This window comes from Cupriavidus sp. HE11, assembly GCF_056097175.1.
The window spans coordinates 1798418-1823249 of sequence record NZ_CP184464.1; the positions used below are offsets into that span (position 1 = coordinate 1798418).

Here is a 24832-nt window from a genome sequence, read left to right on the forward strand (position 1 = left end):
GCCATGAACGCCCCGTTTCCCATGAATGCCGCCGCCCAAGGTACACGGCCCACGCTGGCCGAACTGGAGGCGCGCGACGCCTTCGCCGCCCGCCATATCGGTCCCGACAGCGCCGAACAGCAACACATGCTCAAGGTGCTGGGCTTCGACAGCCGCGCCGCGCTGATCGACGCCGTGGTGCCCGCCGCCATCCGCCGCCGCGACGGCATGTCGCTGGGCGAGTTCACCGCCCCGCTGACCGAGGAAGCCGCACTGGCCCGCCTGCGCGGCCTGGCCGCCAAGAACCGCGTGCTGAAGAGCTTCATCGGACAGGGCTACTACAACACGCTCACGCCGGGCGTGGTGCTGCGCAACATCTTCGAAAACCCGGCCTGGTACACCGCCTACACGCCGTACCAGCCGGAAATCTCGCAGGGCCGCCTGGAAGCGATGCTGAACTTCCAGCAGATGATCACGGACCTGACGGGCCTGGACATCGCCAACGCGTCGATGCTCGACGAAGGCACGGCGGCCGCCGAGGCCATGACGCTGCTGCAGCGCGTGCACAAGCATGCGTCGAACACGTTCTACGTGGCCGACGACGTCCTGCCGCAGACGCTGGAAGTGGTACGCACGCGCGCGCTGCCGCTGGGCATCGAGGTGAAGGTTGGCCCCGCCGCCGACGCCGCGCAGTCGCATGCCTTTGGCGTGCTGCTGCAATACCCGGGGGTGAATGGCGATGTGGCCGACTACCGCGCCATCGCCGATGCCGTGCATGCGGCCGGTGGCCGCGTGGTGGCCGCCGCCGACCTGCTGGCGCTGACGCTGATCGCCGCCCCGGGCGAATGGGGCGCCGACGTGGCCGTGGGCAATTCGCAGCGCTTTGGCGTGCCGCTTGGTTTCGGTGGTCCGCACGCGGGCTACATGGCGGTCAAGGATGAATTCAAGCGTTCGATGCCGGGCCGCCTGGTCGGCGTCACGATCGACGCGCAGGGCAACAAGGCCTATCGCCTGGCACTGCAGACGCGCGAGCAGCATATCCGCCGCGAGAAGGCCACGTCGAACATCTGCACCGCGCAGGTGCTGCTGGCCGTGATGGCGTCGATGTACGCGGTCTACCACGGCCCGCAGGGCCTGAAACGCATTGCGCAACGCGTGCACCGCCTGACCGCCACGCTGGCCGCCGGCCTGAAGATGCTGGGCCTGGCGCCGGTCAACGAGACGTTCTTCGACACGCTGACGCTGGAAACCGGCTTCAACACCGAGGCGTTCCACGCCACGGCCACCCAGCGCGGCATCAACCTGCGCCACGCCGGCGCATCGCACATCGGCATCTCGCTGGACGAAACCGCATCGCGCGACGACGTGGTCACGCTGTGGGAAATCTTCGCGCACGGCAAGCCGGTACCCGACTTCGACAAGATCGAGGCGTCGGTGGGCGACGGCTTCCCGGCCAAGGTGGCGCGCCAGAGCGCCTACCTGACGCATCCGGTGTTCAACACGCATCACGCCGAACACGAGATGCTGCGCTACCTGCGTTCGCTGGCCGACAAGGACCTGGCGCTGGACCGCACGATGATCCCGCTGGGCTCCTGCACGATGAAGCTCAACGCCACCAGCGAGATGATTCCGGTGACGTGGCCCGAGTTCAGCAACATCCACCCGTTCGCGCCGCTGGACCAGACCGTCGGCTATCGCGAAATGATCGACCAGCTGGAAGCGATGCTGTGCGCCGCCACCGGCTACGCCGCAGTGAGCCTGCAGCCGAACGCCGGCTCGCAGGGCGAGTACGCGGGCCTGCTGATCATCCACGCGTACCACGCCAGCCGTGGCGAAAGCCATCGTGACATCTGCCTGATTCCGTCGTCGGCACACGGCACCAACCCGGCGTCGGCCCAGATGGCCGGCATGAAGGTGGTGGTGGTGGCCTGCGACGACAACGGCAACGTCGACCTGGACGACCTGGCGAAGAAGGCCGAGCAGCACAGCAAGAACCTGGCCGCGATCATGATCACGTACCCGTCCACGCATGGCGTGTTCGAGCAGGGCGTGCAGCAGATCTGCGACATCGTGCACAAGCATGGCGGCCAGGTCTATGTCGACGGCGCCAACATGAACGCGATGGTGGGCGTGGCCGCACCGGGCCAGTTCGGTGGCGACGTGTCGCACCTGAACCTGCACAAGACGTTCTGCATTCCGCACGGCGGTGGCGGCCCGGGCGTGGGTCCGGTAGCAGTGGGTGCGCATCTGGCCGACTTCCTGCCGAACCAGGACAGCGTCGGCTATCGTCGCGACGACAACGGCATCGGCGGCATCTCGGCCGCGCCGTTCGGCTCGGCCAGCATCCTGCCGATTTCGTGGATGTATATCGCGATGATGGGCTCGGCCGGGCTGACCGCCGCCACCGAGAACGCGATCCTGACCGCCAACTACGTGGCGCGCCGCCTGTCGCCGCACTTCCCGGTGCTGTACACGGGCCAGCACGGCCTGGTGGCACACGAATGCATCCTGGACCTGCGTCCGCTGCAGAAGACCACGGGCATCTCCAACGAGGACGTGGCCAAGCGCCTGATGGACTATGGCTTCCACGCCCCGACCATGAGCTTCCCGGTACCGGGCACGCTGATGATCGAACCGACCGAGAGCGAATCGCTGCACGAGCTCGACCGCTTCATCGACGCCATGATCGCCATTCGTGGCGAGATCGCGCGCGTGGAAGACGGCAGCTTCGATCGCGAGGACAACCCGCTCAAGCACGCCCCGCACACCGCCGCCGTGGTGGTGGGTAACGAGTGGAGCCGCAAGTACACGCGCGAGGAAGCCGCATACCCGGTGGCATCGCTGCGCACGCAGAAGTACTGGCCGCCGGTTGGCCGTGCCGACAACGTGTACGGCGACCGCAACCTGTTCTGCTCGTGCGTGCCGATGAGCGAGTACGCCGACGAGTGAGTGCCCGGCCTGTCAGGCGGCATCCGATACACGCGGATGCCGCCGACGGATTATGCTCGGGAAAGCAGGCGTCGGCGTCCGGCGCCGCCCTTGAGCGGAGGCCTCATTCATGTGGAATCTCAGCGCGCCCTGGTGGGAATTCGTCCTGCGCGGACTGATCGTCTATGGCGCGATTCTGGTGCTGATGCGCATTTCGGGCCGGCGGCAGATCGGGCAGCTCACGCCGTTCGACCTGGTTCTGCTACTGATCATCTCGAATGCGGTGCAGAACGCGATGAACGCCGGCGACAACTCGGTGCTGGCCGGTCTGATTCTGGCGGCCACATTGTTCGCGGCCGACTCGCTGCTTGGGTATGTGACGTGGCGCAGCCGGCCGGTGGAGATGCTTGTCGACGGCCGCCCGCAGATCGTGATCCACCAGGGCGAGGTTTTTGAGGAAGTCATGCGCCGCGAACGCATCAGCACGCACGAATTGCACAAGATCTTGCGCCGCAATGGCTGCGCCCGCGTGGAAGACGTGCATTTCGCGATTCTCGAAACGGACGGCTCCATCAGCGTGAAGATGAAAGAGCACGCCCCCGACGCTTCCGCTTCCGCCGTACCCGGCGCACTATGGCGTCATCCGGGGCGTTCCGATCAGGACAAGCCGGCCTAGCGGGCCAACGGTCCACGGGCTTCGTGGGCCCGAACCGGTAACAACACTGGAGTTCAGCCGTGGCAGTCAGCGTCTTCGATCTGTTCAAGGTGGGCATTGGCCCGTCGAGCTCTCACACGGTGGGCCCGATGCGGGCGGCCCTGATGTTCGCGCATGGCCTGGAGCGCGATGGCCTGCTGCCCCGGGTGGCCAGTGTGCGCGTGGAGCTTTACGGATCGCTCGGCGCCACCGGCAAAGGGCACGGCACCGACAAGGGCGTGATCCTGGGGCTGATGGGCGAATCCCCCGACACGGTCGACCCCGACGCGATCGACAGCAGGCTGGCGGCGCTGCGTGCCAGCAAGCAGCTGTCGCTGCTGGGCCAGCACGCGATACCGTTCGTGGAACGCGAGCACATCGTGTTCTATCGGCGCGAGGCGATGGCCGAGCATCCGAATGGCATGAAGTTCCACGCCTACGACGCCGATGGCGTATCGCTGCGCGAAGCGCGCTATCTGTCGGTAGGCGGCGGCTTTGTCGTCACCGCCGGCGCGCCCAATACCCAGGTGCTGGCCGCCGGCAAGCAGTTGCCGCATCCGTTCCGTACGGGGCGGGCGATGCTCGACATGGCCCATGCCAGCGGCAAGTCGATTGCCCGGCTCATGCTCGAAAACGAGCTGACATGGCGCCCGGAGAACGAGGTCACCGACGGTCTGTTGCATATCTGGGACGTGATGCAGCTGTGCGTGGCACGCGGCTGCCGGACTGACGGCGAACTGCCCGGCCCGTTCAAGGTCAAGCGGCGCGCGCCGGAACTCTATCGACACCTGACATTGCGTGCCGAGCGCACGCTCTCCGACCCGTTGTCCGTCATGGACTGGGTCAACCTCTACGCGATCGCCGTCAACGAGGAGAACGCCGCCGGCGGCCGCGTGGTCACGGCGCCGACCAATGGCGCGGCCGGCATCATTCCCGCCGTGCTGCACTACTACGACCGCTTCGTCCCCGGCGCCAACGCCCAGGGTGTGGTCGACTTCCTGCTGACCGCCGGCGCCATCGGCCTGCTCTACAAGCTCAACGCGTCGATCTCCGGCGCCGAGGTAGGGTGCCAGGGCGAAGTCGGCGTGGCCTGCTCGATGGCAGCCGGGGCGCTGGCCGCGGTGCTGGGTGGCACGCCGGAGCAGGTGGAAAATGCGGCCGAGATCGGCATGGAGCACAACCTGGGCCTGACCTGCGATCCGGTGGGCGGCCTCGTGCAGATTCCGTGCATCGAGCGCAACGCCATGGCATCGGTCAAGGCCGTCAACGCGGCACGCATGGCCTTGCGCGGCGACGGCACGCACTATGTGTCGCTGGACTCGGTCATCAAGACGATGCGCGAGACCGGCGCCGACATGAAGACCAAGTACAAGGAAACCGCGCGCGGCGGGCTGGCCGTCAACATCGTCGAGTGCTGATGCAGTGGATTCCGGTTGCCGGCGCTCGCCGGCGACGTATCATGGAAGCACTTTCGGTTTGCCAGAAAAATACTGCCATGCAGACCTTTCACCAGCTGTTCGACGAAACATCGTCCACTTTCACCTACCTGCTGATCGATGCCGACACGCACGAGGCCGTGCTGATCGACCCCGTCGATCGCCAGTACGCCCGCGATCTTGCGCTGCTGGAGCAGACTGGCGCCAAGCTCGTCTGGGTGGTGGAAACCCACGCACACGCCGACCACATCACGTCGGCCGGCCACCTTGCCCAGCTGACGGGCGCCAGCACGGCGGCGCCTTCGGGCTGCGACATCAAGCCTGCGCTGAAACAACTGATCGATGGGGATACGATTCCGTTCGGTCGCCAGGTGCTGCGCGCGATCCACACGCCCGGCCATACCGCCGGCAGCATGAGCTACCTGTGGGAGGAGTCATCGCCCGAGGGCGTGACGCGGCGCATCTTCACCGGCGACGCGCTGCTGATCGACGGCTGTGGCCGCACCGACTTCCAGTCGGGCGATGCCGGCACGCTGTTCGACAGCCTGACGCAGAAGCTTTTCCGCCTGCCCGACGACACGCGCGTCTTTCCCGCGCACGACTACAAGGGCCGCACCGAATCGACGATCGGCCATGAGCGCGCCACCAACAGCCGGGTGGCCGGCCGCACACGCGACGAGTTCATCGTGATGATGCGCAGCCTGAACCTGCCACGGCCCAAGCTGATCGACATTGCCGTCCCGGCCAACCAGCAGCTGGGGCTGGCAAGCGGCCGCGACGGAGAGAGCGTGCCGCACGGCATCTAGGGCGGGCCGCTTTCGGCACGCCTGCCAGGCGCCGCCCTGCGTCAGCCCGGGCGGCGCTTCAGGATTCCCACAACTCGCAAGTGCGGCGCACCGTGTCGCGCAGGCTGTGCGCCTCGTCGTTCACCGTGCGCACCAGGCGTGCATCGTTGTCGCGTGCCGCCGCCTGGGCGCGGATATTGGCCAGCGCCTGGAGCGACCCCAGCGCCTCGGCGTGCGGCTCCAGCGCATCGCAGATCGACAGGATATGGTCCGCGATCGGCATCCGCGTGAGTTCGTTCGGATGCACATACTCGCCTTCCAGGCCGAAACGGCAAGCCTGGAAGCGGTTGAACGTGTACACCAGGTAGTCGTCTTCCTGCGGCATGAATGGCCGCGACAGCAACAGGTAGCGCGCCAGCGCCTGGATATAGGCGGCAATGTCGCAGGCGCGCTGCACGGTCAGCGGGGTGTCCATCACACGCACCTCGATCGTGCCGAACTCCGGCTTGGGACGGATATCCCAGTAGAAGTCCTTCATGCTCTCGATCACGCCGGTGGCGCGCATCTTGTCGAAGTACGCCCTGAAGCCGTCCCAGGTCAGCACGTGCGGGGCGCGTCCGCTCATCGGGAACGCTGCCACCGAATTCAGGCGCGCCGACGCGAAGCCGGTATCCACACCCTGCACGTAAGGCGACGACGCGGCCAGTGCAATAAAGTGCGGCACGTAGCGCCCGATCGCGTGGAGCAGGAACAGCGATTCGTCCGCGCTCGGGCAGCCGATGTGAACGTGCTGGCCAAACACCGTGAACTGCTTCGCCAGGTAACCGTAGAGCTCGGAAATGTACTGGTAGCGCGGCGAGTTCGAGATCGTGCGATCCGACCAGACCTGGAACGGATGCGTGCCGCCGCCGCAGATGCCAAGGTTCAGCCCGCGCGACGCATTGACCATCAGGTCACGCATCACGGTCAGCTCCTCCAGCGCCTGTGCGTAGTTGCGGCAGATGCCCGTGCTGATCTCGATCATCGACGGACTGATTTCAGGCTTGATATCGCCAGCGTGCTGGGCGCCTTTCAGCGCGCGGATCAGGTCTGGCGCGAACGGCGCCAGGTCATAGTCGTGCCGGTTGACGAGCTGCAGTTCCAGCTCGACGCCAAAGGTCAGTGCATCGGAATGCTTGAACGGTTCGAGCGACATCAGCGCCCTCCTCCATGGTCACGCGACTCGCCGGCGTAGCGCAGCGCCCATGCCGCGATGATCGGGGCAAGCAGCTGCTCGATTGCGAGCGCGCACAGGATGATCGATGCGAGCGGCGCCCCTGTGCCCGGGTACAGGCGGGCAACGTCGCTCATCAAAAGATAAGCCAGCCCGGACATCGGCGCCAGCGCGAGCCCCAGCGCCGCGCACTGGCGCAGGCTCAGCCCCGAGAACGATCCCAGCGATACCACACCGGCCAGCTTGGCAATGTGGCGGAAGACCACCAGCGCCACGGCCAGCGATCCGCCCACTACCCAGTCCTTGGCGGTCAGCGGCAGGCCCAGCGACACCACCATCACGATGATCAGCAGGCTGCCTGCACTGCCGAAGTGCGTGGGCCACACATGCGGCTGGCGGTCCTGGTGCTTGAACACCACGCCGGCCAGCATCAGCGTCAGCGGCATCGACAGTTTCAGCACCCGGGTCAGCGCCAGCGTGAACAACACCAGTCCCACCAGCACCAGGAAGCTGTAGTGGTCGTCGGCGGACATGCGCGCGTAGATGGCATGGCCGAACTTGCCCACCATCCACGCCAGCAGACACGAGCCCACCAGCAGGTACAGCGGATGCAGCAGCGCCGCACCGAGGTTGCCGTATTCGGAATGAAGCCAGCCGGTAGCCACCTGCACGATGGCCGCGGCGTAGATCGAATTGAGCGCGGACATTGCCATCAGCCGCTCGGTCACCTGCCCGTCGGCACGCAGTTCGTTCTTGAGCTGCAGCACGATGGTGGGCGAGGTGCTGACCGCGATACCGCCGGCCAGGATCGCCACCCCTGGCGACGCCCCCATCCACTGCAGCACCGTGGACACCAGGCCCCAGGTGAGCAGGCTTTCGGCGGCACTTGTGATCAGCAGCCACGGGTTGGCGCGCAGCCATGACAACGACAGACGGTGACCCAGCTCGAACAGCGCCAGAGCCAGCGCCATGTCGATCAGCACGCGGGTCTGCGCGATCATGTTGTCGTCGACGATGCTGCGCCCGAGCATGCCGGCGAACAGCCCTACCACCGCGTAGCCGACGATACGTGGACAGCCCAGCCAGCGGCGGCAGACTTCACCGGCAAGGCCCGCGCCAACCAGCGCAAGGCCTACCCAGAAGAGTCCGCCCGGCGCCAGCGGCAGCGAGGGAAATAGTTGGCTCAATCCGTTCATGCGCGACATGGTAACGGAAGGACACGTCAGGAAATGTAAGTGCTTGTCCGACACTTTCCAGAACATGCCGACAACTCTCGCCTTCTCCAATGAAAAAGCGCCATCGTCTCCGATAGCGCTTTTGTAGGACTTGCAAAATCAGATTTGTCCCGCGTGCGGTGGCTCACATTCTCCGGCCGGGCGTTCAAATACCCCAGAGCTTCCACTTGGGCCGCGTGGCCTTCAGTGCCGTTTCCACCTTGGCGTACAAGCCACGCGTGCCGCCCTTTTCGGCGTCGAGCACGCGTGCCCGCTCGAACCATCCCAACGCCGTTTCGCGCTGGCCCATGCCCAGAGCGGCCTGGACGGCGGCCAGCCAGGTCTGCGCGTCCCAGTCGTCGCGCGCGGCAAAGGCGATCTGGAAGTCGGTCAGCGCCTCGGGATGGCGCTCCAGGTCCACAAGCAGCCTGGCGCGCTGCACGCGCGCGGGTGCCTGCTGACGCGCATCGCCCTCGCCCAGTTGCACAGCCTGCTCCAGCAGCGGCATGGCCCGCTCATGGTCACCAAGGTCGCGCCAGATCTGGCCGAAACGGCCCGACACCCAGGCGTCGTCGATCAGCAGCGAGCGCCGTTGCAGTGCCTCAAGTTCGGCGATGGCATCGGCCTTGTCGTGCTCGTCCATCGATCCCATGCCGGTCTGCAGCAGCGTGCCGTAATGGGCACGTGCATGGGCCATCGCATGGGCGCCTTCGGTGCGGGCCTCAACGGGCAGCGCATCGAGCCGGGCATCCATATGCGCCAGCGCGGCGCTGGCCGATTCGGTGGCCTCGCGCCCGCCGATCGCCGCCCAGGCCGCCACCAGGCGGCTGAAGGCCCAGCTGACATCCGCCGGATTGCGCTCCACCGGATACCGGTTCAGCACCTCGCCCGCCATATCCACCACCTGCTGGTGCTGGCCGGCCGATGCGTAGGCGTCGAGCAGGTCGATCCAGTGATCGATAAAGTCGCTGGCCGCCATGCCCTTGCGGTGCAGCGCAACCTTTTCTTCCAGGTTCGCGGCGCCGGCCGGCAGCGTGCGCGCCATCAGGCGGCACAGCAGCGAATAGAGATGGGGGTCGGCGTTGCCGCCGTGGCCCTGGGCATCGCCCTCGCCGGTCTCGAAATACGCTTCGAAGCAGGACAGCCCCTTGCGGCACATGGCTTCCAGCATCGGCTTGAGCGCCGCCTGCGAGGCGGGAACCTCATCGATGAAGCTGCCCAGCGCGGTGGCCGCATGGAAGTACAGGGCGCCGTCGTCGGCATCGGCCGTCACGGCAAAGCCGGTCCATGCCGGTTGCGCCGGGGCGCTGGCACCGGCGGCCACATTGGCCTGGTGGCGCCACGTCAGCGCGCGCACCTGGGCCAGCGGATCGGGGCGCTGGCGCAGATAGGTTTCCAGATCGTCGAGCGCAGCGGCGGGTTCGGAACCCAGCCGCAGCGGCGCGCGCAGGCGCCGTGCCTCGGCGTGATCGGGCTGTTCGGCCAGCACGCGCTCGGCCTGGGCGGCCGCCAGTGCATCGCCTTGCGCAGGCGTCAGGTCGAGCAGTTCCGGGGAATCAAGCGCGATGCGCCCCAGGCAAATGCGCAGCAGCGGCTCGCCGAGCAGCTCGGCGGCATCGCTGCGTGCCACGTAATCCTGCACCAGCGGCAGGATGTCGCCGGCACCCAGGTCGGGGGCACGGTACAGCAGGTCGTGCCAGTAACGGCCGGCCAGCGCGAAGTCGTTCAGCCGGAACGCGACAAAGCCCGCATAGAAGTGCGCGGCCCATTCGCCGGTGGCCAGCCCGTTGCGGCGTGCCGCCTCGTGCAGCCACGGCTGCGCCTCGGTGTCGCGTCCGTCGCGCATCAGCAAGGTGCCATACATATGGACCAGCGCGCCACGCGACGCCCAGCGGTGCATCGGCGCCAGCGGCAATTCGGGCAGACGCGCCATGGCTTCGTCCAGCGCAGCCAGCGCGGCAGCCACATCGCCACGGTCGGACTGGATCTGTGCGCGCAACGCGGCGTAATCCACTACTTCGGGGTGTGCCTCCCACAGCTGGTCGGCAATCTGCAGCGCCTCGTCATGGCGCCCGGCATTGGCCAGCGCGATCGCGTGCTCGTAACGGACATCCTGCACGGCCCGCTCCTTCAGAATTCGGCAAAAGCGGAATTATGCGCCATTGGCGTGACTCGCTTGGAAGAGAACAGGGGCGGAAAGGGGTCTGATTTGGGTTGACGGTGGCGGGGACTGGGGTCTTCCAGGGCAGAACAGACCCATGCCCATGGGCAGACACCATAAAAAACGCCACCACGGGCCAGGCCCGGGTGGCGTCAGTGCTACCCGTTCAGAACACGCCGTCCGTAGGAAAGCCGTCCGGCGTGCTGAAGTACTACAGGAAATGCATCAAAGCTGTGGCAATCGTGGCGATTACTTGCCGCCGACCGTTTCCAGCACGGTCCACTTGCCGCCCTGGACCTTGTAGACGGTGATACCGCCGTCCTTCAGGTCGCCGCGTGCGTCGTAGGCCAGGGTCTTGGTGGTCACGCCCTGCATGTTCGTGGCGGCCAGCACCGGCAGGTAGCGCGCCGGATCGGCCGAGCCGGCCTTGATCATGGCGGTCATCATCGCCGTGGCGCCGTCATAGGCGTACGGCGAGTACGTCTGGACCTTCGAGCCGAAGCGCTTCTCGTACTTCTTCTCGTAGGCGTTGCCGCCCGGCATCTGTTCCAGCGGCAGGCCGGCCAGCGACACCACGGTGCCTTCGGCAGCCGGGCCGGCCAGCTTCAGGAAGTTGTCGGTCTTGGACATTTCGCCCGACACGATCGGTGCCTTCATGCCCAGTTCCTTGACCTGCTTGGCCATCGGGGCCGATTGGGTCTCGGCGCCGCCGTAGAAGATCACGTCCGGGTTGCTGCGCTTGATGTTGGTCAGCACGGCCTTGAAGTCAACGGCCTTGTCGTTCGTGAACTCGCGGCGCACGATCTTGCCGCCGGCGGCCTTGGCCGCCTTCTCGAACTCGTCGGCCAGGCCCTGCCCGTAGGCGGTGCGGTCGTCGACGATGGCGATGTTCTTGGCGCCCAGCTTCTTCACCACGAAGGCACCGATCACCGAACCCTGCTGGGTGTCGGACGTCATCATGCGGAACGTGGTCTTGAAACCCTGGCGGGTGTATTCAGGCGCCGTCGCCATGGCGATCTGCGGAATGCCGGCGCGGTTGTAGACCATCGACGCGGGAATGCTGGTACCCGAATTGAAGTGGCCGAGCATGCCCTGGATGCCGGCGTCCACCAGCTTCTGGGCCACCACCGAACCGGTTTTCGGATCGGCCTGGTCGTCTTCGGAGATCAGGACAAACTTGACTTCCTTGCCACCGATCTTCGGCTTGGTGGCGTTCATGTCGTCGATTGCCAGGACGATGCCGTTCTGCATGTCCTTGCCGTACTGTGCCTGGCCGCCGGTCAGCGGGCCGGCGTAGCCCAGCTTGATTTCCTGTGCCTGGGCGAAAGCGGCCGAGGCAGCGGTCAGGCCTGCAACGGCCATGGCCGTCTTGCGGAATGTCGAGCTCATCAGTTCTCCTTGGGTCCCATAGGGTGCCATATGGTGCCGGTGTCGGCATATTTGCGGATCGGCGTTGGCAGCACCGTTCCGTTCCTGGGTTGCGCGGCAGGGTCGGGATCGCCGGCCCCCGCCACACACTTTGCTGACAATCCGCAGTGGCCCGTGGCCTCAGCCGATCGTCATCAGACTTGCATTGCCGCCCGCCGCCGCCGTGTTGACGGACAGCGAACGCTCGATCAACAAACGCTCCAGCGCGATATTCGGTTCACCCTGGGCCAGGCCCTGCACGCCGACGATCGGGCCGGGACGCGTGGCCGCCTGTTCGCAGACCGTGCGCAGCTGGTCGGAATCGCCGTGGTGCAGCACGGCATCGAAGGCGATGTCCGTGCCCAGCCAGTCGGAAACCACGCGGACGCGCGATTGTACTGCGGCAGGCAGGCGCGCCAACAGCGCCTTTGCAACAGGTGTGTCAGTCCACAACGCTTCGGAACCCACGGCCAGCACGGCCGCCAGTTGCAGCGCCAGATCGGATTCCTGCTGGGCCAGGCACAGCACGCGCTCGCGCGGCAGCAGCGAGTACGTATTGCGCTCGCCCGTGGGGCCGGGCAGCGTCACCGACAGGCCCGAAGCCGATGCGGCCGCCAGGCGGTCGCAGGCGGCAGCCAGTTCCGGCTGTGCCGACTGCGCCCACGCCTTCAGCGCGGCCAGTTCGGGCGATGCCGGCGCGTCTGCGGCGCCGCCGTTGACATCCGATGCACGCACGACATTGGCCACCGCATCCTGCGGGCAGACCGACAGCAGGCGATGCAGGTACAACGGGCCGCCGGCCTTGGGGCCGGTACCGGACAGGCCTTCGCCGCCAAACGGCTGCACGCCCACCACGGCACCCACGATATTGCGGTTCACGTAGAGGTTGCCCACATGCGCACGGTCAACGATATGCGCGATGGTTTCGTCGATACGCGTATGGATGCCCAACGTCAACCCGTAGCCGGTGCCATTGATCTGGCCAATCATCGTGTCCAGTGCCGAGCGCGGGTAACGCACCACATGCAGCACCGGGCCAAACACCTCGCGCTTGAGTTCCTCGATCGAATCGAGTTCGATCAGCGTCGGCGGCACGAACGTGCCGTTGCGGCAGGCCGCCGATTGCGCGGCACCCAGGTCGGCCTGGTGCACACGGCGGCCCTTGGCACGCATGGCCTCGATATGGCGCACGATATTGCCGCGCGCTTCGTCGTCGATCACCGGGCCGACGTCGGTCGACAGGCGATCCGGGTTGCCCAGCGTCAGTTCGCCCATCGCACCCTTGAGCATTTCCAGGATGCGGTCGGCCACGTCTTCCTGCAGGCACAGCACGCGCAGTGCCGAGCAGCGCTGTCCGGCGGAATCGAACGCCGAGTTCACGACGTCGCCCACCACCTGTTCGGCCAGCGCCGACGAGTCGACGATCATCGCGTTCTGGCCGCCGGTTTCGGCGATCAGCGGAATCGGACGGCCGGCGGCGTCCAGGCGGCCCGCCACGTTACGCTGCAGCAGGCGTGCCACTTCGGTCGAGCCGGTGAACATCACGCCCTTGACGCGGGCATCGCCCACGAGCGCGGCACCCACCGTTTCGCCACGGCCCGGCAGCAATTGCACGGCACCGGCCGGCACGCCAGCATCGCGCAGCAAGCGCACGGCAGCGGCGGCGATCAGCGGGGTCTGTTCGGCCGGCTTTGCCAGCACTGGATTGCCGGCGGCCAGCGCGGCGGCAACCTGGCCGGTGAAGATCGCCAGCGGGAAATTCCACGGGCTGATACAGACCACGGGACCCAGCGGGCGGTGCGTGTCGTTCGAGAACGTCTCGCGCACCTGCACGGCGTAGTAGCGCAGGAAGTCGACGGCCTCGCGCACTTCGGCAATGGCGTTCGAGAACGTCTTGCCAGCCTCGCGCATGATGATGCCCATCAGCGACTGCATCTGGGCTTCCATCAGGTCCGCGGCGCGTTCCAGCGCGGCGGCGCGCACCTCGGGCGGCGTGGCCTGCCAGATCGGCGCCACATTGACGGCAGCCGTCAGCGCGGCTTCGATCTCGGCCGGCGTGGCTTCGCTCACATGGCCCACCACGTCGCGGTGGTCGGCCGGGTTCAGCACCGGTTCTGTCCTGGCATCGGCACGGTCCACATCGGCGCCCAGCAGCGGGTCGGCGCGCAGCACATCGCTGGTACCCGCCAGCAGCGCGGACGACAGCGACGCCAGGCGGTGCTCGTTCGACAGGTCGATACCGGCCGAATTGGCGCGCGAGTTGCCATACAGCGTGCGCGGTTGCGGAATGCGCGGATGCGGCAGGCCCATCGTGCCTTCCGTCTTGTGCATCTGCTCGACCACGGTCACCGGGTCGGCCACCAGTTCGTCGAGCGGAATCGTTTCATCGGCGATCCGGTTCACGAACGACGTGTTGGCGCCGTTTTCCAGCAGGCGGCGCACCAGGTACGCCAGCAGCGTCTCGTGCGTACCCACCGGGGCATAGATCCGGCACGGGCGGCCAAACTTGCCGTCGGCCTTGGCGCCCACCACCTGGTCGTACAGCGGCTCGCCCATGCCATGCAGGCACTGGAATTCGTACTGGCCGGGATAGTAGTTCTGCCCGGCGATCTGGTAGATGGCCGACAGCGTGTGCGCGTTGTGCGTGGCGAACTGCGGGTAGATCGCGTCCGGCACCGACAGCAGCTTGCGCGCGCAGGCCACGTACGACACGTCCGTATAGACCTTGCGCGTGTAGACCGGATAGCCCTCCAGGCCGTCCACCTGGCCGCGCTTGATTTCGCTGTCCCAGTAGGCGCCCTTGACCAGACGGATCATCAGGCGATGGCGGCTGCGGCGGGCCAGGTCGATCAGGTAGTCGATCACGAACGGGCAGCGCTTCTGGTAGCCCTGCACCACAAAGCCGATGCCGTTCCAGCCGGCCAGTTCGGGCTCGAAGCACAGGCGTTCGAGCAGGTCGAGCGAGATTTCCAGGCGGTCAGCTTCCTCGGCGTCGATATTGATGCCGATGTCGTACTGGCGGGCCAGCATCGTCAGGCTCTTCAGGCGGCCATAGAGTTCGGAGATCACGCGCTCGTGCTGGGCGCGGCTGTAGCGCGGGTGCAGCGCCGACAGCTTGATCGAGATGCCCGGGCCTTCGTAGATGCCCCGGCCGCGCGATGCCTGGCCGATGGCGTGGATGGCCTGCTCGTACGACGCCAGGTAGCGCTGCGCGTCGGCCTCGGTCATCGCCGCTTCGCCAAGCATGTCGTACGAATAGCGGAAGCCTTCGGCTTCGTACTTGCGGGCGTTGGCCAGCGCTTCGGAAATGGTCTCGCCGGTCACGAACTGCTCGCCCATCAGGCGCATGGCCATGTCCACGCCCTTGCGGATCAGCGGCTCGCCGCCCTTGCCGATAATGCGCGTCAGCGCCTTCGACAGGCCGGCTTCGGTGTGCGTTGCCACCAGGCGGCCGGTCAGCAGCAGGCCCCAGGTAGCGGCATTGACGAACAGCGACGGGCTCTGGCCCAGGTGCGACTGCCAGTTGGCGCCGCTGATCTTGTCGCGGATCAGCGCGTCGCGCGTGGCCTTGTCGGGGATGCGCAGCAGGGCTTCGGCCAGGCACATCAGCGCCACGCCTTCCTGCGACGACAGCGAGAATTCCTGGATCAGGCCCTGCACCAGGCCTTCGCGGCCCGTACCTACCTTCTGCTCGCGCAGCTTTTGCGCCAGCGCCTTGGCCATCTTGATGGCGGCGTCGGCCTGGGCCTGCGGCAGGCGGGCCTGCTCCAGCAGCACCGGCACGCATTCGGTTTCGGGGCGGCGGTAGGCCGAGGTAATGGCTGCGCGCAGCACCGACTGCGGCTGGATGCTCTGGGCGAATTCCAGGAACGGCTGCGGCATGGCGTCGCCGTGCGCGGCATCGCCGGCGTCGGTGCCGTCGCCGTCGGCCAGCCCGGCCGAACCGGTCTCGTGCGGCAGATGACCACGTTCCACCTGCTCCAGGTACGTAAAGATCGCCTGCTTGATCAGCCAGTGCGGCGTGCGGTCGATCGATTGGGCAACACGTTTGAGGCGTTCGCGCGAAGCATCGTCAAGCTTGACGCCAAGGGTGGTGGTGGCCATGCGGGCAGTTCTCCAGCGGATCTTGGTAAGACGGTTGGCAGTGCCGACGATACGCGCGAGCGTACCGGCCAGACTACCGGGCTGGCGCGATCTTACTCTCGGAGATTTACTAGGTGCAACCTAGTGCAACCACTTAGTTCTACCGCCCCGAAAAGGTTGCACTGACGCAACATTTCCGCTTGCTTCGGCGGGCCCTCAGATCCGCAGCGGATCGATTTCCAACTGCCAGCGCACCCCCTTCACACGCGTGCCAACTTCATCGAAAGTTGGCACCCACTCGCTCACGAAGCGTTGCAAGACGGGACGGGAGCCCGCCTCCACCAGCATCTGGGCGCGTTCTTTGTTGAACAACCGGACCATCGACATCGGCACCGGGTCATGCAGTTGCACCTCGGGCGCCATCGCGCAGGTATCGGCCTGTTCACGCGCCGCCTGCAGAAACGCCAGCGCCCGTTCCAGCTGGCCATGCTCGGCGGTAATCAGCACCTGGTAGGCAAATGGGGGCAACCCGGCCTGCCGCCGCTCGCGCAACTGGCTGGCCGCGAATCCATCATAGTCATGGCGCGCCAGAGCCTGCAATGCGGGGGCGTCCGGGTAGCGGGTCTGAATCAGGACTTCGCCGCCCAGCCCCGCCCTGCCCGCCCGACCGGACACCTGCATCAGCGATGCAAACAGGTGCTCGGCGGCGCGGAAGTCGTGGCTGAACATCGCGGCGTCCGGATGGACGATGCCGACCAGCGTCACGCGCTGGAAGTCGTGCCCCTTCGCCACCATCTGCGTGCCCACCAGGATATCGACCTCGCCCGCATGGACTTCGTCGAACATCGCCTGGGCACTGCCCTTGCGCCGCGTGGAGTCGGCATCGATACGGGCGACGCGGGCTTGTGGAAAGCGTGCGGCCAATGCTTCCTCGATCCGCTGCGTGCCGCGCCCAAGTGGCGCAATATCCACGTTGCCGCAATCGGGGCAATGATGAGGCACCGGCGATTCCAGACCGCAGTGGTGGCAGCGCAGGCGCCGCTCGGGGCGATGCAGCACCAGGTACGCCGAGCATCGCGGACACCCCGAAAGCCAGCCGCAACTGTCGCAGGCAAGCACCGGTGCATAGCCTCGCCGGTTCAGGAACAGCAGGCTCTGCTGGCCGCGGTCCAGTCGTTGCTGGATCGCATCAAGCAGCGGCACCGACAGGCCTTCATACAGCGTGCGCTGACGCTGCCGCTCGTGATTGAGGTCGATCAGACGCACGACCGGCAAGGCCGCATCGGTCTGCGCGCGCTCGCGCAGCACCAGCTTGCGGTACGCGCCCTGTTCCGCCCGATACCAGGTCTCCATGGAGGGCGTTGCCGAACCCAGCACCACGGGGATGCCCAGCTGGTTGGCGCGCCAGACGGCCAGATCACGTGCCGAGTACCGCAGGCCCTCCTGCTGCTTGTAGGACGTATCGTGCTCTTCGTCGACCACGATCAGGCTCAGCCGCGGCAGCGACGCCATCACCGCCATGCGCGTACCCAGTACGATGCGGGCCTCGCCGCGATGGGCCGCCAGCCATTGCAGGCTGCGTTCCTGGTCGGCCAGCCCGCTGTGCAGCACGGCCAGCGGCAGATGCGGAAAGCGTTCGGCAATGCGCGATTGCAGTTGCGGCGTGAGATTGATCTCAGGCACCAGCATCAGCATCTGGGCCTTGGGATCGGCAGCCAGCCGCTGTGCCATGGCATGGAGGTAGACCTCGGTCTTGCCGCTGCCGGTCACCCCATGCAGCAGGAAGGCGGCATAGCCTTGTACGGCAGCGATGGCATCCACCGCCAGCTGCTGCTCCGCATGCAAGTTGGGCGCGACGGACGCCTCGCGGGTCGTATCCGTTTCCAGCAGCGGCCGATCGGCATGCACGCATTCGAGCCAGCCGGCGTCCGTCCATTCATCCAGCCGTGCCGGTGCCGCCGTGCAGAGTTCGCGGGCATCGGCCAGGCGTACCCAGTCCTGCGCGTCGATCAGGGCGTCCGCCAGCGCGCGAACGGTGCGCGCACGCGGCGGGGCGGCCTCGCGCAATGCTTCGGCGTGGCCCGGGCGTACCCGGTACTGCGTAGTGCGCGCGCGCTGCCCCAGGCGCTCCCAGGTGTCTGACTCCCGCAGCGACGGCGGCAGCGCCGGCAGCATCACTTCGCCGAGCCGGCGATGGTAGTAGCGAGCGGCAAAGCGCGCCAATGCGAGCCATTCGGCACACAACGGCGACATCCAGCCTATCCGCTGGACGATAGGACGGAGCTTGTCCTCCGGCACGTCAGAGTTATCCACAAGCGCAACCGCCACCCCGACCGCCTGGCGCTTGCCAAAGGGCACCACCACGAGTTCGCCAGGCGTCACGCCGGCATCGGCCAGATAGTCGAAACAGTCGTCGGCTGGCGTGTCCAGGGCGACGCGAACAATGCGAACGGAGGATACGTGTGGGGAGGACGCTACAAGTTGCGGGTCAAGGCCCGCTTGAGCGGAATCGGGCACGCGCGAGGTCATGCGCAGACCCCTGCATGGTGCAGCCCGGTTGCGCTGTCATTGTGCATGCGCGAGGAGCAGAGAACGGGGGCGAGTGTCTGTGTGCGGCGCAACATCAACTTAAAGTAAAACTTCAAATGTGACCCTAAGTCGATGATCCACGGATGGTTTTCCACCCCTTCGATCGGCCCTGTGGATAACTTTGTTGAAAAGTCGCACCAACTTCCCGGCAAGGCGCCTGGCACAAGGCTTTCATCGACCTTGCACCCACCATTGCAGAACATTCAAAGCCTTATGAATCAAGGACTTGCAAAGACCCCCCAACTGAGTTAAGGGGTAACCCGCTCGTGCAGTGCCGCAAACCTATCGGTGTGCATAAGTCAAGCCTTGAGAACAAGCGCCTAGCACCTTTTTGGCGAAATATCGCTAAATAGTTTACTTGACAGGACGCACGCAGCGCCTGCTGCGGCACAGCGCGGCAAATACCCATCACATCGCTGCGTCGCGGGGAAAACGCCCAGGTCAGGCGGCAGGTGCAACCTTCGCACTGCGCAGCTTGCGACTGTGGCTGTGCACTTCGTCCACCAGCACCGAGACGTTTTCCGGCGGCGTGAACTGCGAAATGCCATGCCCGAGGTTGAAGACATGGCCGTCGCTGCCGCCACCTGCCGCGTAGCTATCGAGCACACCGCGCACCTGCTCGCGGATTGCCGATTCCGACGCAAACAGCACGGTGGGATCGATGTTGCCCTGGAGCGCGACCTTGCCCTCGGTGCGGCGGCGCGCCTGGGTCAGGTTGACCGTCCAGTCCAGACCGATCGCATCGGGTTCGATGGCCGCGATCTGCTCCAGCCAGATACCGCCGCCCTTCGTGAACACGATCACCGGAATCTGCTGGCCATCGTGCTCGCGCTTCAGGCCCTGCAGCACGCGGCGCATATAGGCGAGCGAGAACGTCTGGTACATGCCGTCGGCCAGCGCGCCGCCCCAGGTGTCGAACACCATCACGGCCTGCGCGCCTGCCTCGATCTGGGCATTCAGATACGCAGAGACGGCTTGCGCGTTGATCTCCAGGATCCGGTGCATCAGGTCGGGCCGGGCGTACATCATGGCCTTGACGGTGCGGAAGTCGTCCGAACCGCCGCCTTCGACCATATAGCAGGCCAGCGTCCACGGGCTGCCCGAAAATCCGATCAGCGGCACGCGCTGGGCGCCATCCTGCACCAGGGCGCGACGGATCTCGCTGACCGCGTCGAATACGTACTGCAGCGACGACATGTCCGGCACCGCCAGCTTTGCCACATCTGCTTCGGTACGCAGCGGATGGGCGAAGCGCGGGCCCTCGCCCTGGGCAAACGACAGGCCCAGGCCCATCGCGTCGGGCACCGTCAGGATGTCCGAGAACAGGATCGCGGCATCGAGCGGATAACGGTCGAGCGGCTGCAGCGTGACTTCCGTGGCATACGCCGGGTTCTTCGCCAGCCCCAGGAAGCTGCCCGCGCGAGCGCGCGTAGCGTTGTACTCGGGCAGGTAGCGGCCGGCCTGACGCATCAGCCAGAGCGGCGTGTATTCGGTGGGTTGCCGGCGCAGCGCGCGCAGGAAGGTGTCGTTCTGCAGTACGGTCATGGTCATCCTCGTAAGACCGCCATTCTACGGGAACGCCGCCGCGAGCAGCCGCCCCGGGGGATGATGGCCGTCATATCCGTGCCAGCTTCCGGCACGCGTACGTCAGGTTTCGTCGAACGCGGCGACAAAGGCCTGGGCCGCGCGACGCATCCACTCGCGCGCACGCAGGGCGTCGGGCTGCAGCCGGGCGAATCCGTGGGTCATGCCGCTGGCCTCGATCGTGACCACGGGCGCATCGTGGCGCACCAGGAAATCGGCGTAGGCCAGGCCGTCGTCGCGCAGCACGTCGTTGGATGCCACGATGACCACGCTGGCAGGCGGAAGATGGCGCGGCGGGGTCGCCATCAGGTGGATGCGCGGGTCGGTATGTGCGGCGCCGAGCGCCAGGGCATCGGCACCGATGTACTGGGTCCAGAACCACGCCATTTCGTCACGGGTCAGGCCCGGGCCATCGGCGAAAGCGCGGTAGCTCTCGGTTGTCAGCACTGGCGCGGCCACCGGATAGATCAGCAGCTGGGCGTTGACCACGTGGCTGCCGGCTTCATCGTTGAGATGCCGCGCGGCGACGGCAGCCAGGTGGCCGCCTGCGCTGTCGCCGGCGACGGCAAGGAATCCAGGCGCGAATCCAAAGTCCTCACGTGCATTGGCGAGCCACCGGACCGCTGCAATGGCGTCGTCGCAAGGCGCCGGGAATGCCTGCTCAGGTGCAAGCCGGTAGTCGACACTGGCGACTGCGCAGCCAGTATCGGCCGCCAGCAAGGCCGCCACGGTGTGATGGGTTGACGGCGATCCGACGACCCAGCCGCCGCCGTGAAAATAAACGATCAGTCGCGGATGGTCGACGTCGACCGGACGGAATAGCCGAACGGCCAGAGATGCGCCCTCCACCGGCAGATCAAGATCCGTGACCGCCAGGCCTTCAGGGTCGGGCAACTGCGAGCGCGCAGCCACGTCCACAAAACGGGCGCGACGCTCGACGGCGCTCTGCGCGACGGGTTGGCCGGCATACACTTCCGCCATCTGGCGGTAATAGGCTTGCAGCTGGGGATCAATGGCCATGGCGGGGAATTCTGGCGGAATGACGAACGTCCGCCAGTGTAGCGTCTGTGGTGCGCGTGCCGGGACTCTTTGACTGTGTCGGAATATGCCCTTGGAACCGTTTCCAATCGTAACGCTGAATGCGCCACCGAACACACTTTTCAGGGGCCCATTTCGGACATCCCACGAAAGTGGGGAAGGTATTAAGCGCTAGCCGAAAAAACGTAATGCATTCAGTACACTACGCCGGTAATGTCTTAACATTTTTGACTAGGCAAATCGCTAGTTGGCGTTGTGAAAACGCTTTCAAAAACGAATAAAAGTGTCCAAAACGCCGGATTTTTTCCGCCCGGCCTTTCATCTTCTTGCAAAAGGATACATTTTGTTACTGCCATCCCCAGAAGTTTCCCCCACAATGCATTGACAGACCAGCGCTTGGTGTGAGGCACCCCCGCCGCTAAAGCCTTGAAAAATAAGGGGTGTGGAAGAAAGCCTGAGCAGTTCCCGATTTATCCGGACCAGCCGATCAAAATCGACTGATCCGGACTACCAGGAAGACCGGTAGCGCGTGGCTTGAGATTCCGATAACTGGAAACTCGCCAATGATGCGGACATGAAGTTCCGCTGCGCTTGTAAGTGAATCCTGGACCGAACCCGTTCCTTCGAATTGACCCCTCGAAGGGATTTTCCCGTCCGCGCGGAGCCTCCCCGGCCCGCGCGCTTTTTTTTGTGGTCCAGGCAACGAAATATAGCGTCCGGAAGACAAAAAAGGCAGCCTGATCGGCTGCCTTTTTCATTTGCCACGCCGAAAAACAACAGCGTGGCGACTGCAGGTATTGCTTACTTCTTACGACGCAAGCGGGCGATTGCAGCCAGTTGCGCGGCGGCCACGGCCAGCTCGCTTTGGGCGCGAGCCAGATCCAGATCGCTGCTCTGGTTCTGCATCAGTTCCTCTGCGGCACGCTTGGCATCCTGCGCCTTGGCTTCGTCCAGGTCGCTACCGCGGATGGCGGTGTCGGCCAGAACGGTCACGTGCTGAGGCTGCACTTCGAGAATACCGCCAGCAACGAACACGAATTCCTCGTTGCCGTCTTCCTTCTCGATGCGCACCGCACCCGGCTGGATGCGGGTGATCAGCGGCGTGTGGCCCGGCAGAATGCCCAGTTCACCCGTCTCGCCCGGCAGCGCCACGAACTTCGCCTGACCGGAGAAGATCGACGCTTCGGCGCTGACGACGTCTACAAGAATGGTTGCCATATAAGATCCTTTCTCCAGAAAGCGTTGGCTTCCCGCAAATCAGGAAGCACGATCTTCGCCTTCGCGCCGGTTGCGGCTGCCTGCCGGGGCACGGCAGCCACGCTTTGACGCAAAGGCGAAAGACGCCGCTTACTGAAGCTTCTTGGCCTTCTCGAAGGCTTCGTCGATCGCACCGACCATGTAGAAGGCCTGTTCCGGCAGGTGATCGCACTCGCCATCCACCAGCATCTTGAAACCACGGATGGTTTCCTTCAGCGGCACGTACTTGCCCGGCGAACCCGTGAACACTTCGGCCACGTGGAACGGCTGCGACAGGAAGCGCTGGATCTTACGAGCGCGCGACACGGCCAGCTTGTCTTCCGGCGACAGTTCGTCCATGCCCAGAATCGCGATGATGTCGCGCAGTTCCTTGTAGCGCTGCAGGGTCTGCTGAACGCGGCGGGCCACTTCGTAGTGTTCCGTACCCACGACTTGCGGATCCAGCTGGCGCGAGGTCGAATCGAGCGGATCGACGGCGGGGTAGATACCCAGCGCGGCGATGTCACGCGACAGCACGACGGTCGAGTCCAGGTGCAGGAAGGTGGTAGCCGGCGACGGGTCGGTCAAGTCATCGGCAGGCACGTACACGGCCTGGATCGACGTGATCGAGCCAGTCTTGGTCGACGTAATACGCTCCTGCAGCTTGCCCATTTCTTCGGCCAGCGTCGGCTGGTAGCCCACGGCGGAAGGCATACGGCCCAGCAGTGCCGACACTTCGGTACCGGCCAGCGTGTAGCGGTAGATGTTGTCGACGAAGAACAGGATGTCACGGCCTTCGTCACGGAAGCGCTCGGCCATCGTCAGGCCGGTCAGCGCCACGCGCAGACGGTTGCCCGGCGGCTCGTTCATCTGGCCGAACACCATGGCCACCTTGTCGAGCACGTTCGAGTCCTTCATTTCGTGGTAGAAGTCGTTCCCTTCACGGGTACGCTCGCCCACGCCGGCAAACACCGACAGACCGCTGTGCTGCTTGGCGATGTTGTTGATGAGCTCCATCATGTTCACGGTCTTGCCGACGCCGGCGCCACCGAACAGGCCCACCTTGCCGCCCTTTGCGAACGGGCACACCAGGTCGATCACCTTGATGCCGGTTTCCAGCAGGTCAACCGACGGCGACAGTTCGTCGAACTTCGGTGCCTTCTGGTGAATCGCGCGCTTTTCGTCAGCGGCGATCGGGCCGGCTTCGTCGATCGGGCGACCCAGCACGTCCATGATGCGGCCCAGCGTACCGTGGCCAACCGGCACGGAGATGGGGGCGCCGGTGCTCTTCACCGACATGCCACGGCGCAGGCCGTCCGACGAGCCCAGGGCAATGGTACGCACCACGCCGTCACCGAGCTGTTGCTGCACTTCGAAGGTCAGACCCTTCTCGGCGAACGACTTGTCGTTGCCCTCTTCGAGCACGAGTGCGTCGTACACCTTCGGCATTGCGTCACGCGGGAACTCGATGTCCACCACGGCGCCAATGCACTGCACAATATTTCCGATACTCATTTCGTATCTCCGATAGCTTGAATTCTTGACGCCTTAGACCGCAGCTGCGCCGCTGACGATTTCCGACAGTTCCTTCGTGATCGCTGCCTGGCGGGTCTTGTTGTAGACCAGCTGCAGTTCACCAATCACGTTCTTGGCATTGTCGGAAGCCGCCTTCATGGCCACCATGCGCGCGGATTGCTCCGACGCCATGTTCTCGGCCACGGCCTGGTACACCAGCGCTTCGACGTAGCGGACGAGCAGCTCTTCCACAACCGTCTGGGCGTCGGGCTCGTAGATGTAATCCCACGAGTAGGCGCGCTTTTCATCTTCGGTCTGGCTCAGCTTGTCTGCGGCCAGCGGCAGCAGTTGCTCGACCATCGGCTCCTGCTTCATCGTGTTGATGAACCTGGTATAAGCCAGGTACACCGCATCGACTTCGCCGTTGGTAAAGGCATCCAGCTGGACCTTGATCGCGCCGATCAGCTTTTCCAGATGCGGGGTGTCACCGAGGTGCACCACGTTCGAGACCACCTTGGCGCCAATGCGACCCAGGAACTGCATGCCCTTGGTGCCGATGGCGGTCGCTTGCACGTCCACGCCACGGTTCTGCAGGGTCTTCAGTTCATTGGTCACGGCTCGCAGCACGTTGGTATTCATGCCGCCGCACAGACCCTTGTCGGTCGTCACCACGATCATGCCGACGCGCTTTACATCGCGCTCCACCATGAACGGGTGCTTGAACTCGGGGTTGGCAGTGGCCAAGTGCGCTGCGATATTGCGCACTTTTTCAGCGTACGGACGGGCGTTGCGCATCCGTTCCTGCGCCTTGCGCATTTTGGATGCGGCGACCATTTCCATCGCCTTGGTGATCTTTCGCGTGTTCTGCACGCTCTTGATCTTGGTTCGAATCTCTTTCGTTCCGGCCATATCTTTCCTCTCCATTCGTGCCGCGCCGCATGCCTTGCGGCAGCTACGGCGCGGTCCGTGG

15 protein-coding genes are annotated in these 24832 nt (G+C 65.4%); 4 read left to right on the forward strand and 11 right to left on the reverse strand.

The window, feature by feature from the left end; translation table 11 throughout:
- The first annotated feature begins 3 nt into the window (after positions 1-3).
- The 4 genes from gcvP (at position 4) to ACOABP_RS08455 (ending at position 5843) form a co-directional block, all read left to right on the forward strand.
- Positions 4-2928 (forward strand): aminomethyl-transferring glycine dehydrogenase, encoded by a 2925-nt coding sequence (gcvP, locus tag ACOABP_RS08440; RefSeq protein WP_474227713.1) that lies wholly within the window; start codon positions 4-6, stop codon positions 2926-2928.
- A gap of 109 nt (positions 2929-3037) precedes the next feature.
- Positions 3038-3583 (forward strand): DUF421 domain-containing protein, encoded by a 546-nt coding sequence (locus ACOABP_RS08445; protein WP_474227714.1) that lies wholly within the window; start codon positions 3038-3040, stop codon positions 3581-3583.
- 59 nt (positions 3584-3642) lie between these two features.
- A complete protein-coding gene (locus ACOABP_RS08450) occupies positions 3643-5019 on the forward strand; it encodes an L-serine ammonia-lyase (protein WP_474227715.1) in 1377 nt (458 codons plus the stop codon).
- A gap of 77 nt (positions 5020-5096) precedes the next feature.
- Positions 5097-5843, forward strand: coding sequence for an MBL fold metallo-hydrolase (locus tag ACOABP_RS08455; RefSeq protein WP_474227716.1), 747 nt, complete (start codon positions 5097-5099; stop codon positions 5841-5843).
- Between the two features lie 58 nt (positions 5844-5901).
- Here ACOABP_RS08455 and ACOABP_RS08460 read toward each other — a convergent pair whose 3' ends face one another.
- The 11 genes from ACOABP_RS08460 to atpG all read right to left on the reverse strand — a co-directional run bounded on the left by ACOABP_RS08460 (position 5902) and on the right by atpG (position 24771).
- The gene (locus ACOABP_RS08460; RefSeq protein WP_474227717.1) at positions 5902-7017 is read right to left on the reverse strand and encodes a YbdK family carboxylate-amine ligase; all 1116 of its coding nucleotides are present in this window, start codon (positions 7015-7017) and stop codon (positions 5902-5904) included.
- Complete coding sequence (locus ACOABP_RS08465) at positions 7017-8231, reverse strand: cation:proton antiporter (protein WP_474227718.1); 1215 nt, start codon at positions 8229-8231, stop codon at positions 7017-7019. Before ACOABP_RS08465 ends, ACOABP_RS08460 begins: the two co-directional genes overlap by 1 nt.
- A gap of 184 nt (positions 8232-8415) precedes the next feature.
- Positions 8416-10368, reverse strand: coding sequence for a hypothetical protein (locus ACOABP_RS08470; protein WP_474227719.1), 1953 nt, complete (start codon positions 10366-10368; stop codon positions 8416-8418).
- A gap of 291 nt (positions 10369-10659) precedes the next feature.
- Positions 10660-11799, reverse strand: coding sequence for a branched-chain amino acid ABC transporter substrate-binding protein (locus ACOABP_RS08475; RefSeq protein ID WP_474227720.1), 1140 nt, complete (start codon positions 11797-11799; stop codon positions 10660-10662).
- A gap of 159 nt (positions 11800-11958) precedes the next feature.
- The gene (gene putA, locus ACOABP_RS08480; RefSeq protein ID WP_474227721.1) at positions 11959-15921 is read right to left on the reverse strand and encodes a trifunctional transcriptional regulator/proline dehydrogenase/L-glutamate gamma-semialdehyde dehydrogenase; all 3963 of its coding nucleotides are present in this window, start codon (positions 15919-15921) and stop codon (positions 11959-11961) included.
- 195 nt (positions 15922-16116) lie between these two features.
- The gene (locus tag ACOABP_RS08485) at positions 16117-18429 is read right to left on the reverse strand and encodes a primosomal protein N' (protein WP_474227722.1); all 2313 of its coding nucleotides are present in this window, start codon (positions 18427-18429) and stop codon (positions 16117-16119) included.
- Between the two features lie 501 nt (positions 18430-18930).
- The gene (gene hemE, locus ACOABP_RS08490) at positions 18931-20034 is read right to left on the reverse strand and encodes a uroporphyrinogen decarboxylase (RefSeq protein WP_474227723.1); all 1104 of its coding nucleotides are present in this window, start codon (positions 20032-20034) and stop codon (positions 18931-18933) included.
- Positions 20035-20136: 102 nt separating this feature from the next.
- Positions 20137-21093, reverse strand: coding sequence for an alpha/beta hydrolase (locus ACOABP_RS08495; RefSeq protein WP_474227724.1), 957 nt, complete (start codon positions 21091-21093; stop codon positions 20137-20139).
- A gap of 819 nt (positions 21094-21912) precedes the next feature.
- Entirely contained in the window at positions 21913-22329 is a 417-nt protein-coding gene (locus ACOABP_RS08500) for a F0F1 ATP synthase subunit epsilon (RefSeq protein ID WP_474227725.1), read from the reverse strand.
- 129 nt (positions 22330-22458) lie between these two features.
- Positions 22459-23862, reverse strand: coding sequence for a F0F1 ATP synthase subunit beta (atpD, locus tag ACOABP_RS08505; protein WP_474227726.1), 1404 nt, complete (start codon positions 23860-23862; stop codon positions 22459-22461).
- A 33-nt stretch (positions 23863-23895) separates the two neighbouring features.
- Entirely contained in the window at positions 23896-24771 is an 876-nt protein-coding gene (atpG, locus tag ACOABP_RS08510; RefSeq protein ID WP_474227727.1) for a F0F1 ATP synthase subunit gamma, read from the reverse strand.
- Positions 24772-24832 lie beyond the last annotated feature (61 nt).

Coding starts and splice junctions, on each gene's coding strand:
- gcvP (WP_474227713.1), top strand. CDS start 4: ATGAACGCCCCGTTTCCCATGAATGCCGCCGCCCAAGGTACACGGCCC.
- ACOABP_RS08475 (WP_474227720.1), bottom strand. CDS start 11,799: ATGAGCTCGACATTCCGCAAGACGGCCATGGCCGTTGCAGGCCTGACC.
- ACOABP_RS08485 (WP_474227722.1), bottom strand. CDS start 18,429: ATGACCTCGCGCGTGCCCGATTCCGCTCAAGCGGGCCTTGACCCGCAA.
- atpD (WP_474227726.1), bottom strand. CDS start 23,862: ATGAGTATCGGAAATATTGTGCAGTGCATTGGCGCCGTGGTGGACATC.
- ACOABP_RS08455 (WP_474227716.1), top strand. CDS start 5,097: ATGCAGACCTTTCACCAGCTGTTCGACGAAACATCGTCCACTTTCACC.
- ACOABP_RS08495 (WP_474227724.1), bottom strand. CDS start 21,093: ATGGCCATTGATCCCCAGCTGCAAGCCTATTACCGCCAGATGGCGGAA.
- putA (WP_474227721.1), bottom strand. CDS start 15,921: ATGGCCACCACCACCCTTGGCGTCAAGCTTGACGATGCTTCGCGCGAA.
- atpG (WP_474227727.1), bottom strand. CDS start 24,771: ATGGCCGGAACGAAAGAGATTCGAACCAAGATCAAGAGCGTGCAGAAC.
- ACOABP_RS08460 (WP_474227717.1), bottom strand. CDS start 7,017: ATGTCGCTCGAACCGTTCAAGCATTCCGATGCACTGACCTTTGGCGTC.
- ACOABP_RS08500 (WP_474227725.1), bottom strand. CDS start 22,329: ATGGCAACCATTCTTGTAGACGTCGTCAGCGCCGAAGCGTCGATCTTC.
- ACOABP_RS08445 (WP_474227714.1), top strand. CDS start 3,038: ATGTGGAATCTCAGCGCGCCCTGGTGGGAATTCGTCCTGCGCGGACTG.
- ACOABP_RS08465 (WP_474227718.1), bottom strand. CDS start 8,231: ATGAACGGATTGAGCCAACTATTTCCCTCGCTGCCGCTGGCGCCGGGC.
- hemE (WP_474227723.1), bottom strand. CDS start 20,034: ATGACCGTACTGCAGAACGACACCTTCCTGCGCGCGCTGCGCCGGCAA.